The sequence below is a fragment of the Martinezella sp. CNPSo 3795 genome (assembly GCF_057784475.1).
Window position 1 is genome coordinate 172,660 of record NZ_JBXSOQ010000009.1, and the last position, 11,793, is coordinate 184,452.

11 protein-coding genes and 1 pseudogene are annotated in these 11,793 nt (G+C 59.3%); 9 read left to right on the plus strand and 3 right to left on the minus strand.

Translation table 11 applies throughout. The features are described 5' to 3' along the window. Positions 1-89: 89 nt before the first annotated feature. Both AC13QY_RS23375 and AC13QY_RS23380 read left to right on the plus strand, forming a co-directional pair. Positions 90-974, plus strand: a complete 885-nt coding sequence (locus tag AC13QY_RS23375; protein ID WP_113352635.1) for an ABC transporter permease subunit — start codon at positions 90-92, stop codon at positions 972-974. A 7-nt stretch (positions 975-981) separates the two neighbouring features. Then, the gene (locus AC13QY_RS23380) at positions 982-1,896 is read left to right on the plus strand and encodes an ABC transporter permease subunit (protein WP_113352636.1); all 915 of its coding nucleotides are present in this window, start codon (positions 982-984) and stop codon (positions 1,894-1,896) included. 333 nt (positions 1,897-2,229) lie between these two features. Here the strand turns inward: AC13QY_RS23380 and AC13QY_RS23385 are convergent, their stop codons facing one another. Beyond that, positions 2,230-3,342 carry a sn-glycerol-3-phosphate import ATP-binding protein UgpC gene (locus AC13QY_RS23385; RefSeq protein ID WP_113352637.1) on the minus strand — a complete coding sequence of 371 codons (1,113 nt, stop codon included), beginning with the start codon at positions 3,340-3,342 and terminating at the stop codon, positions 2,230-2,232. 248 nt (positions 3,343-3,590) lie between these two features. Between AC13QY_RS23385 and AC13QY_RS23390 the strand changes: the two genes are divergently transcribed. Continuing rightward, positions 3,591-5,048, plus strand: a complete 1,458-nt coding sequence (locus tag AC13QY_RS23390) for a cryptochrome/photolyase family protein (protein WP_113352638.1) — start codon at positions 3,591-3,593, stop codon at positions 5,046-5,048. 3 nt (positions 5,049-5,051) lie between these two features. Here the strand turns inward: AC13QY_RS23390 and AC13QY_RS23395 are convergent, their stop codons facing one another. Beyond that, positions 5,052-5,882, minus strand: a complete 831-nt coding sequence (locus AC13QY_RS23395; protein ID WP_113352639.1) for an SDR family NAD(P)-dependent oxidoreductase — start codon at positions 5,880-5,882, stop codon at positions 5,052-5,054. A 295-nt stretch (positions 5,883-6,177) separates the two neighbouring features. Between AC13QY_RS23395 and AC13QY_RS23400 the strand changes: the two genes are divergently transcribed. The 5 genes and pseudogenes from AC13QY_RS23400 (at position 6,178) to AC13QY_RS23420 (ending at position 10,037) form a co-directional block, all read left to right on the plus strand. Then, on the plus strand, positions 6,178-7,218 hold the full coding sequence (locus AC13QY_RS23400) for a cysteine synthase A (RefSeq protein ID WP_113333507.1): 1,041 nt from the start codon (positions 6,178-6,180) through the stop codon (positions 7,216-7,218). A gap of 4 nt (positions 7,219-7,222) precedes the next feature. Then, on the plus strand, positions 7,223-7,960 hold the full coding sequence (locus AC13QY_RS23405) for an alanyl-tRNA editing protein (protein WP_113352640.1): 738 nt from the start codon (positions 7,223-7,225) through the stop codon (positions 7,958-7,960). A gap of 60 nt (positions 7,961-8,020) precedes the next feature. Next, a complete protein-coding gene (sseA, locus tag AC13QY_RS23410; RefSeq protein WP_113352641.1) occupies positions 8,021-8,878 on the plus strand; it encodes a 3-mercaptopyruvate sulfurtransferase in 858 nt (285 codons plus the stop codon). An 8-nt stretch (positions 8,879-8,886) separates the two neighbouring features. Next, positions 8,887-9,446 (plus strand): annotated as a pseudogene (locus tag AC13QY_RS23415) (GNAT family N-acetyltransferase). An 81-nt stretch (positions 9,447-9,527) separates the two neighbouring features. Further along, complete coding sequence (locus AC13QY_RS23420; RefSeq protein ID WP_113352689.1) at positions 9,528-10,037, plus strand: DUF1203 domain-containing protein; 510 nt, start codon at positions 9,528-9,530, stop codon at positions 10,035-10,037. Between the two features lie 17 nt (positions 10,038-10,054). On the opposite strand, the gene ald is transcribed toward AC13QY_RS23420, so the two are convergent. Continuing rightward, positions 10,055-11,173 carry an alanine dehydrogenase gene (gene ald / locus AC13QY_RS23425; protein ID WP_113352642.1) on the minus strand — a complete coding sequence of 373 codons (1,119 nt, stop codon included), beginning with the start codon at positions 11,171-11,173 and terminating at the stop codon, positions 10,055-10,057. Positions 11,174-11,325: 152 nt separating this feature from the next. Here ald and AC13QY_RS23430 point away from each other — a divergent pair, with 152 nt between their 5' ends. After that, entirely contained in the window at positions 11,326-11,787 is a 462-nt protein-coding gene (locus AC13QY_RS23430; RefSeq protein ID WP_075852386.1) for an Lrp/AsnC family transcriptional regulator, read from the plus strand. The last annotated feature ends 6 nt before the right edge of the window (positions 11,788-11,793 follow it).

Genomic DNA, 11,793 nt, shown 5'->3' on the forward strand with positions numbered 1-11,793 from the left:
GCTCGCGACAGACAGCGTCCGCCGGGAACCCCGGCGGACGTTCGTTATGAGAGCAAGCGTGGCATCGGGATACCAAGCCGGAAGAGACAATGGAAAAGCGTATAACTTTCAGCAAATGGAGCGTCGGCATTCTATTCGCGGTGCCGCAGCTGCTCCTCATCTTCACCTTTTTCTATTGGCCGGCCGGTCAGGCGGTCTTCTGGTCACTGACGCTGCAGCAACCCTGGGGCGGCGGCAACATCTGGGTCGGTCTCGACAATTTCAAGTCCATTCTTGCCAATGCCGACTATTGGAACTCAGTCACGATCAGCATCATTTTCGCGGCCATCAGTACCACTATTTCCATGGGGGCCGCGCTGATACTCGCGGCTCTGACCGACCGGCAGCTGAGAGGCTCAAAATTCTATCGCGTGGTGCTGATCTGGCCCTACGGCATCGCAGCTCCCGCGTCGGCAATGGCCTTCCGCTTCATCCTGGCGCCCGAAGCAGGCTTCATGTCCGTCGTCAATCACTATTGGCCAGGCTTCTGGGACCCGGGCCTCGATGGCACGGCCGCGATGGCATCGATCATCGCCGCTTTCTCCTGGAAATATATCGGCTACAGCTTCATCTTCTTCCTCGCAGCCTTCCAGAGCATTCCCCGCTCTCAGATCGAGGCGGCTGCTATGGACGGCTCGGGCGTGCTTCGTCGCTTCTGGGATATCCAGCTCCCATTGATCACACCGACGATCTTCTTCTTGCTGGTCATCAACATCACCGAGAGCTTCCAGGATTCCTACGGCGTGGTCGACATTATGACCTCCGGTGGCCCGCACAACTCAACCAATCTCATGGTCTACAAAATCGTTTTCGACGGCTTCAAAGGCCTCGATTACTCAGGTGCGGCGGCGCAGAGCATTGTCCTGATGTTGCTGATCATCGTGCTTACCGTCTTCCAGTTCCGCTTCATCGAGAAGCGCGTGCATTACCGTTGAGGCCGACATGATCGAGCGCACACCCATTCTTAATTTCTTCACGCACCTGATCCTGTTCATCGGCTTCGTAGTCGCGGTGGGGCCCTTGGCCATCGTTGCCATCGCCGCGTCCCACAATCTCGCCGACGTCAACAAAGTGCCGATGTCACTGGTCCCCGGCTCAGACTTCTGGGCCAACATGCAAACAGCCTGGACGACTGCCAATCTCGGCCCCAAGCTGCTGAACAGTTTCATTTTCGCTGGGGGTGTCGCGATAGGAAAGGTGTTCATTTCGGCGATCACCGCCTTTTCGCTGGTCTATTTTCGCTATCCGGGCCGCCATTTCATTTTCTGGCTGATCTTCATAACGCTAATGCTGCCGCTCGAAGTGCGTATCGTGCCGACCTACGCAGTCGCGGCGAACGTCCTATCGCCCTTTCAAGGGCTTCTCGACATCACCGGCGTCACCTGGCTCATTCAAAAACTCACAGGCATCGAGGTCTCGCTGAATCTCGGCCTGCTCAACTCCTACCCTGGTCTGATCTTGCCATCGATCGCGACGGCGACGGGCACGTTCCTGTATCGCCAGTTCTTCCTGACGATACCGGATGAGCTGACGGAGGCCGCTCGCATGGACGGCGCTGGAGCGCTGCGTTTCTTCATCGACGTCCTCATACCGTTGTCGCGCACAAACATGGCCGCGCTCGGCACTATCATGTTCCTATGGGCCTGGAACCAGTATCTGTGGCCGTTGCTGGTCACAACAGATCCGGCATATATGACTGCTGTGATCGAGCTCAAATCGCTCATCCCGAACGTCGGTGGCCTTCCGGAGTGGCATATCGCCATGGCCGGTACGCTGATCGTCATGATCCCACCGCTTGCCATCGTCGTGCTGATGCAGCGTTGGGTGGTTCGCGGCGTGATCGCCACCGAGAAGTGACCTTGCTAACCTGCCGCGCGGCATTTGTGAGCGCGGCAGTTTTTTAACGAGAGCATATCGATCTGCATCGTGCAGTAACATCCCGAGCTAGACCGAGCCTTCTCTCCTCTTTGTAACAGATCAAAACCCATGATGCATCGACTTGGCTCCCGTCCGATGCCTTGCAATGCCTGCTTTCGTGTCATTGCCCGCAATCGCCGCCGGCTGACATTCCACGGGATATCCGCTCGTGAGCGGTCTCTGCCATCGGCAAGCTCCGTCGACCTACACAAATAAAAAGCCCGGAAGTCGGGAAAACTTCCGGGCTCAACTACTGAAAATTTATGTTTGAAATCAGCTCGCCAGCACCTTGAGCGGCGTGACGGAGGCAACGGCGTCTAGCCGCAGCCCGGTATCCTGGGCAAATAGATGCGTGTGCTGCTGCGGCAGTTCCAGCGCTACCGACTGACCGGTCTGGCCCGTCGTATGATCGGCAACGGCGACGGCAAAGCTTGAACCGTTGATATCGCAATGGATGACGCGGCCGGCACCGAGTTCTTCGACGAAATCGACCGTTGCCGGGATAGCACCGAGCGTGCCGGCAGGAACGAGGCGTGCATGTTCCGGCCGGATGCCGAGGGCGACCGGCTGGCCGGCATGGCGCTTGCCGATGTTGGCGTCGATGGCGATCGGAATGCCGTCGAAGATGAATTGCTCGCCATTGGCCGCGAAGGTGCCTTCCAGGAAATTCATGGCCGGAGAGCCGATGAAGGAACCGACGAAACGGGTGCGCGGCGTGTTGTAGACCTCGAGCGGCGTGCCGACCTGCTCGACATTGCCCTTGTACATGACGACGAGCTTGTCGGCGAGCGTCATGGCTTCGACCTGATCATGCGTCACGAAGACCGATGTTGCCGACAGGCGCTTGTGCAGCCGGCGGATTTCGACGCGCATCTGCACGCGCAGCTTGGCATCGAGATTGGAAAGCGGTTCGTCGAAGAGAAAGACCTTCGGCTCGCGGATGATGGCACGGCCCATGGCGACGCGCTGGCGCTGACCGCCGGAGAGTTCGGCCGGCTTGCGAGCGAGGAAATCCTCGAGGCCGACGATCTTGGCGGTTTCCTTGATGCGGCGATCACGCTCTGCGCGCGGCACGCCGGCAACCTTGAGCGCATAGCCCATGTTGGCGGCGACATCCATGTGCGGATAGAGCGCGTAATTCTGGAAGACCATGGCGCAGCCGCGCTCACGCGGCTCGAGCTTGTTGACAACCTTGCCGTCAATAATGATCTCGCCCGAGGTGATGTCCTCAAGGCCGGCGATCATGCGCAGCAGCGTGGACTTGCCACAGCCGGAAGGTCCGAGGATGACGACAAATTCGCCCGATCGGAAATTCAGGTCGACGCCATGAACGACCGGGTTGCGTCCATAGGCCTTGCGAACTTGTTCGATGCGGATTTCCGCCATTTTAATCTTCCCCGCCTGTCCATTCTCGGCACGTCAATCGGGTGGACTGCTAGCGAATTTGCATTACAGAACAGTGACAAGCATTCCTATATCATAAGCGGCATCCAGTTTTCCTTACGAGAGTTGCGTGTGGCATCCGCTTATGTAACGCGCGGTAGTGGAACCATTTGACGGCTGGCACCGTATAAGGGTTTTCGCCTTTATAAGACATGCGAGACACAACAGAGGATGGGCGATCGGCCAGGACCATGACGACACCGACAAAAGAGCCGAGCCCCGTTCTCCTATGGTTTCGCAAGGATCTCCGCCTCGACGACAACCACGCGTTACAGGCGGCGGCAACTTCAGGCCGCGCGGTAATTCCCGTCTATATTCGCGAGCCGGGCGTGACGGAGCGCGGGCCGCTTGGCGGAGCGCAGGAATGGTGGCTACATCATTCGCTCGCCGCCCTGCAAACCGCCCTCGATGGCCTCGGGAGCAGGCTTATCCTCCGCCAGGGCAATGCGCTGACGGTGCTCGAAAAACTTATTGAGGAAACCAAGGCTGAGGCCGTCGTCTGGAACCGTCGATACGACCCGGCCGGGATCGACGTGGACACCCAAATCAAGAAGGCGTTGCGGAGCAAGGGTATCGAGGCCAACAGCTTTGCCGGCCAGCTGCTGCATGAACCGACACGCCTGCGCACGGGCGCAGGCGACCATTACAAGACTTACACGCCCTTCTGGCGCGCATTCGAGCAATCCGGCGAACCGCCGTTTCCGATAGAAGCGCCGGCAAAGCTCCTCGCACCCGGCCGCTGGCCGCAATCGGACACGCTCGCCTCTTGGTCAATGCTGCCCACCAAGCCGAACTGGGCATCAGAATTTACGGACATGTGGAAGCCGGGCGAAGCCGCGGCGCAAGAGAAGGTGAAGGACTTCATCGATGGCGCCATCGATGATTATGCGGTCGGCCGCGATTTTCCGGACAGACCGGCAACCTCCCTGCTCTCGCCGCATCTGGCGCTCGGAGAGATTTCGCCTGCCCGTATCTGGCATGCGACGCGCCGACTGGCCGACAATATCGCCAAGGATAACGTCGTCCGCTTCCGCAAGGAGCTGGTCTGGCGCGAATTCTGCTATCATCAGCTCTTTCATTTCCCGAAGCTCAGGACAGAAAACTGGAACGATCGCTACGATGATTTTCCCTGGCTATCCGATACCAAGCTGCTCACAAGCTGGCAGCGCGGGCAAACCGGTTATCCGATCGTCGATGCCGGCATGCGGCAGCTTTGGCGCCATGGCTGGATGCATAATCGTGTCCGCATGATCACCGCTTCCTTCCTGATCAAGGATCTGCTGATCGACTGGCGTGACGGGGAAGCCTGGTTTCGCGATACGCTCGTTGATGCCGATCCGGCCGCCAATACGGCAAACTGGCAGTGGGTTGCGGGCTCCGGCGCCGATGCCTCGCCGTTCTTCCGCATCTTCAACCCGGTGCTGCAGGGCGAGAAATTCGATCCGGAGGGCGGCTATGTCAGGACCTTCGTGCCGGAGCTAGCCACCCTCCACCGCAAATATATCCATCGGCCGTTCGAGGCGCCTGATGACGTGCTCAAGCGTGCGGGCATAGAACTCGGCAAGCACTATCCTCGGCCGATCGTCGATCATGCCATGGCGCGGCAGCGCGCACTCGCCGCCCATGCATCGCTCAAAGATGGCGGATAGGCGCTATTCGGCCGGATGCGCGGTTATGCGCGGCCCTACCGATCTGCGCTTGCTGCCGCTCCCGAGAAAATACCTGAGCGCCTTGAAATAGAGGCCGTAGGGCAGCAACTTCAACAGTTTTGCCCGATAGACCAGGCTCTTCGGGAAACTGATGTCGAAGGATGGGGATTTCAATCCGGCGGCGATCGCATCAGCCGCCTGCTGTGCCGACACGATATCAGGCATCACGACCTTGTTCTGTGCCGTCAATGGCGTGTCGACATAGCCTGGAGTTATGAGCTGGATGTGGATGCCCATGCGGTCGAGCTCGAAGTTCAGGCTTTCGGCCATGTTGATCAGTGCGGCCTTGCTGGCCCCATAGGCCGCACCGCCGGGAAGTCCGCCATATCCGGCAACGGAAGATACAAGGGCAACCTGGCCATATCCCCGAGCCCGCATATGCCGCACCGCCGGAACGAGACAATTGACGACACCGTGAAGATTGACGGCAAAGCTGCGCTCGAAGACTTCGTGATTGAGGTCTTCTCCCCGGGCTGGCAGATAAATCCCGGCATTCAAAACTGCCAGAGCAACAGGGCCATGCTGGTATTCGATCGCGGCGACAGTGTGCTCCATATCCTCCGTGTCGGATACATCGCCATCGAGCACGACGATGCTGCCGGCAAGCGCGCTGGCCTCTGCCTGCAGCGCCAGAAGCTTATCGTGGCTGCGAGCCGTAACGGCAACCTTATATCCCTCTTCAGCCAGTTTCAGCGCAAGCGCGCGGCCGATACCGGAACTGGCGCCGGTGATCCAGACCACTCCATGTTCAGGACGTGCGATGAACGGGCTCATGGCTCTTCTCCTTGGCTGGCGGCCGCCTACATCAAACGCTTTCAACAGCGACCGTCGTGGCATTTTAGAAATAGCGTATCATTGTGGCCGCTTTCGGCCAGACTGACGGCTTCATCGGGAAAACAATGTCACCAATTGGAGACTGCGGGCTTGGATGAAAGAGAGAGGCCAAGAGACCCGCCAAGTCGAATTTTGCGAGGCAAAGGAGTAGCAAGGAACAGAATTTCTTGCCTATGCCGCCTTGTGAAGGGAAAAGACCGTTCTTACAGTAGTTGCGAACAGAAGGCAGATTCCGATGACCGTCCATCCCTCCGTCCTAGAAGCAATTGGCAATACGCCGTTGATCAAGCTCAAGGGCGCCTCAGAGGCGACGGGCTCGACCATTCTCGGCAAGGCCGAATTCCTGAATCCCGGTCAATCGGTGAAGGATCGCGCCGCGCTCTACATTATTCGCGATGCCGAGAAAAAGGGGCTACTGAGGCCGGGCGGCGTCATCGTCGAGGGTACGGCCGGCAATACCGGTATCGGCCTGACGCTGGTTGCCAAGGCACTCGGCTACCGTACCGTCATCGTTATTCCTGAGACACAGAGCCAGGAAAAGAAGGATGCGCTGAAGCTGCTCGGCGCCGAATTGGTTGAGGTTCCCGCCGTTCCCTACAAGAACCCGAACAACTATGTGAAGGTTTCGGGCCGGCTGGCCGAACAGCTCGCAAAGACCGAGCCGAACGGCGCGATCTGGGCCAACCAGTTCGACAATGTCGCCAACCGTCAGGCCCACATCGAGACGACCGCCAAGGAGATCTGGGCCGACACCAACGGCAAGATCGACGGCTTTATCTGCTCGGTTGGCTCCGGCGGCACGCTGGCGGGCGTCGCCATGGGGCTGCATGCCTTCAACAAGGACATCAAGATCGGCATTGCCGACCCGGAAGGTGCCGCGCTCTATGAATTCTACAAGAATGGCGAGCTGAAATCCTCCGGCTCCTCGATCACCGAAGGCATCGGCCAGGGCCGCATTACAGCGAACCTGGAAGGTTTCACGCCCGATTTCGCCTATCAGGTCACCGATGCCGAGGCACTTCCTTACGTCTTCGATCTGGTTGAACACGAGGGCCTGTGCCTCGGTGGCTCTACGGCCATCAATATTGCCGGCGCGGTTCGTCTCGCCAAGGATCTCGGTCCCGGGCATACGATCGTGACCATCCTGTGCGATTACGGCAATCGCTATCAGTCCAAGCTCTTCAATCCCGACTTCCTGAAGTCGAAGGGTTTGCCGCTGCCAAGCTATTTGGAAAAACGGGCTGAAATCGCCGTCCCATACGAAACAACAGCGTGATCATATGACCGTCCATGCCCTTTATCGTGACGATTTCTATCTCTCGACTGCGGAAGCCGTCGTCACCGCGATCCACGAAGATGGGGGCATCGAGCTCGATCAGACCTGCTTTTACGCAACCTCAGGCGGCCAGCCGGGTGATACAGGTTTCCTGGAGCGCGGCGACGGCTCTAGGATCATGCTCGGTCAAACGAAGCATGGGCCGATCAAGGACATCATCATCCATGTTCCACTCGAGGGCCAGCCATTGCCCATCGTGGGCGAGAAGCTGGTGCTGCACATCGACTGGGCGCGGCGCTACAAGCTGATGCGCATGCATACGGCCTGCCATCTTCTTTCGGTGGTCTGCCCCTATCCGATCACGGGCGCGGCAGTCGGCGAAGATGAAAGCCGCGTCGATTTCGACATGAGCGAGACGATCGACAAGGATGAAGTAACGGCGAAATTGATGGCGCTCGTCAACGAAAACCATCCGGTTTTCGTCCGCTGGATCACGGATGAAGAATTGATTGCCAATCCCGGTATCGTCAAATCCAAGAATGTGCGCCCGCCAATGGGCCTCGGTCGTGTCAGCCTTGTCTGTATCGGCGAGGATTCGGCCATCGACAGCCAGCCTTGCGGCGGCACACATGTGTCGGAAACGCAGGAGGTCGGCGCGATCCACATCGCCAAGATCGAGAAGAAGGGCAAGGAAAACCGCCGCTTCCGCATTCGCTTCGGCGCGCCGACCGACGAGAATTGACCGGGCAAGCGCCTATATCTCGATATCAAGACCAATAAACCATAGCAGGGAGTGATCATCATGGCAGCGGACAAGAGCCGTTTCGTCGTATCCGCCGACTGGCTGCAGGCCGAGCTGGGTGCCAAGGATCTGCGCATCCTCGACGCGTCCTTCTATCTGCCGGCACAGAAGCGCGATGCCGATGCCGAATATGCCAGCGGCCATATTCCCGGCGCCGTCCGCTTCGACCAGGACAAGATCGCGGATCATTCGACCAACCTGCCGCATATGGTCCCCTCGCCCGAATTCTTCGCGTCCGAAGTCGGCAAGCTCGGCATCAGCGAGAGCGATCGGATCGTGGTTTATGATGGCCCGGGCCTGTTTGCTTCGCCGCGCGTCTGGTGGCTGTTCCACATCGTCATGGGTGCGCCGAATGTTTTCGTGCTCGACGGCGGTCTGGATGGTTGGAAGGCCGAAGGGCGGCCGCTGGAGACGACGACGCCCAGCTTGGCGCCGGCAACGTTCAAGCCTAAGTTCAACGGCAGCCGCGTCGTCTCGTTTGAAGAGATGCGAGAAATCGTCGACAGCCATTCCGTGCAAATCGCAGATGCCCGCAGTGGCGGCCGTTTCGCAGCGACCGAGCCAGAGCCGCGCGAAGGCATGCGCTCGGGCCATATGCCGGGCGCGAGAAGTCTGCCATCCGGCGTCTTTGCTACGAATGGCAAGTTCAAGTCGCTACCGGAATTGAGGGAAACCATCGAGAAGGCCGGCATCGATCTCGACAAGCCTGTGGTGACGACCTGCGGGTCCGGCATTACCGCCGCCATCATCACGCTGGCCCTCGAATCCCTCGGCCACGGTAACAATAAGCTCTATGACGGCTCATGGTCGGAATGGGGCAGCCGGGCGGATACGCCCATCGTCACAGGTCAAGATTGAGCGTATCGATCGTGAAGACGCCCTCCTCCATCAAGGTTCATATCACGCGCCTGGAAATGACTGCGCCGCCCAAGGCCAGCCTGCCGGTGCCGGTCAATATCCAGACTGCGATCATGCGGGCGCCTGGCATTCCGCTGCCCTTCTATCGCTATCTCTATCGCCAGGTGGGCGCTCGCTGGCATTGGGTGGAGCGTCTGCGCCTCTCCGACGAGCAATTGACCGCTATTCTTCACGACCAACGCAACGATATCAGCGTGCTTTACGTCAATGGCGCGCCGGGTGGATTCTTCGAATATTTCCGCAGGACGAGGAGACGATCGAGCTTAGCCATTTCGGCCTCATCGAACACGCACTCGGCCTCGGTATCGGCAAATGGTTCCTGCTGCAGTCGCTCTACGCCATATGGACGCTGAACCCGCAACGGATCATCACGACCACGAACAATCTCGATCATCCCAGGGCGCTGCAGCTCTATCAGATGTTCGGCTTCTCACCGATTTCGACCGGCGAAGGCATCGTCCGGCCGCTGAGTGACAAGGAACTGCTTGAGCTCGCCAAGAAGAGCTAAGGGTTAGCTTTCGGCAGGAATCGGGTGGTTTCGCTTCTTGTTCGGGCGCATCACATGGCAAGTCTCGAAAGGAGCTTTGCCATGCCTTCCATCGCCTTTGCAGCCATGCCCACCTCCGATGCCGAAGTTCTGTGGAACGGCGGCGTCGATGCCTATGGTCACCGGCCGGAGACCATGATTTCCGATGGTCCCGGCCATCCCTGCCGCCACTGCCTGCGCAATATCGATGCCGGCGAGGAGCTGCTCGTCTTCGCCTATCGCCCCTTCCCGGAATTGCAGCCCTATGCGGAGACGGGACCTATCTTCCTGCACAAGACGCCATGTCAGCGCTACGAAGCAGAAGAAATCCTGCCGCCGGTGCTGACGACCAGCAAGGATTTCATCGTGCGTGGTTATGGCAAGAACGACCGCATCGTCTATGGGAGCGGTGCTGTGACGCCGACCGGCGATATCCCAGCCTATGCAGCTTCGCTGCTTGAGCGGCCCGACATAGCCTATGTCCATGTCCGCTCGGCCCGCAACAATTGCTACCAGTGCCGGATCGATAAAATGGGAGCGCCGGCATACGCGGATGCCGGCGCCTCCATCTGACGTGCACGCGTTGGGCTTTACGCGACGTTCAGAATGCTTTCGGGTGCAACGGCTTCATAGCCGAGCGCCTCGGCCACTGGCCGGTTGGTGATGCGGCCCTTGTGGACATTGAGGCCATTGCGGAGGTGCTTGTCTTCCGCGATGGCGCGCAGGCCACGATCGGCCAAGGCGAGACCGTGATAGATCGTGGCGTTGTTGAGCGCATGGGCCGAGGTGACGGGAACCGCGCCCGGCATGTTGGCGACGCAGTAGTGCACGACGCCTTCCACCACGTAGGTCGGATCGGAATGCGTCGTCGCATGCGAGGTTTCGAAACAGCCGCCCTGGTCGATAGCGACATCGACGATGACCGAGCCCTTTTTCATGCCCGACAGCATTTCGCGCGTCACCAGCTTCGGCGCGGCGGCACCGGGGATCAACACAGCACCGATGACAAGATCGGCGGAAAAGACCTCTTCCTCCAGAGCCTGGATGCTGGAATAGCGTGTATGGACGCGGCCGTTGAAGATGTCGTCGAGCTGACGCAGGCGCGGCAGCGAGCGATCGAGGATGCTGACGTCGGCACCGAGGCCGGCTGCCATCTTGGCCGCATGCAGGCCGACGACGCCGCCGCCGATGATCGCCACCTTCGCCGGCAGCACGCCGGGCACGCCGCCGAGCAGGATACCGAGGCCGCCATTGGCCTTCTGCAGAGCGGTTGCACCCGCCTGGATCGACAGGCGGCCGGCGACTTCGGACATCGGCGCCAGCAGCGGCAGGCCGCCGCGCTCGTCGGTCACGGTCTCGTAAGCAACAGCGGTCACGCCCGAGGCGAGCAAGCCCTTGGTCTGTTCCGGATCAGGGGCCAGATGCAGATAGGTGTAAAGAAGCTGGCCTTCGCGGAGCTGTGCCCATTCCGAGGGCTGCGGCTCCTTGACCTTCACGATCATGTCGCACTTCTCGAAAATATCCTTGGCGCTTGCGGCGATCTTGGCGCCGGCAGCCGCATAGGCGTGGTCATCGGCACCGATGCCGGCACCGGCCTTTGTCTCGACCCAGACTTCGTGGCCATGGGCGACATATTCGCGAACGGATGCCGGCGTCAGCCCGACGCGGTACTCGTGGTTCTTGATTTCCTTGGGGCAGCCAACGCGCATTTCATTCCTCCTCGAATGCTTTTGCGTCTTTCATTTTCTCCAAGTGAAATCAGACCACCACCGTCCCGCAATGTCCTTGCAAAGACGATTTGCGCTGCAGTCATTTTTCGTGATTTATTGCGCAAATAGGAATTTCTTCGAAAGATCTTCGAATGTCCGACCTCGATGCCATCGATCATTCGATTCTGCGGATGCTGCAGCAGAATGCCAGGATCACCAATGCGGAACTGGCCGAGAAGGTCGGTCTTTCCCCCTCCGCCTGTTCACGCCGGCTCGACATCCTGGAAAAGAGCGGCGTCATCGACGGCTATCACGCGCATCTCTCGCACAAGGCGCTTGATTACAAGATGATCGCCTTCGTGCACATCTCGCTATCCGGTCAGTTCGCTAAGACGCTTTCGGAATTCGAAACGGCGGTGAAGCGCTGCCCCAACGTGCTCTCCTGCTACCTCATGTCGGGGGAATACGACTACATACTCCGGGTCGCCGCGCGGGACCTCGAAGACTATGAGCGCATCCATCGCGACTGGCTCTCCGCCCTGCCCCATGTCGTGAAGATCAATTCCAGCTTTGCACTGCGCGAGATCATCGACCGGCCGAATGTCGGCTTGTGATCTTCG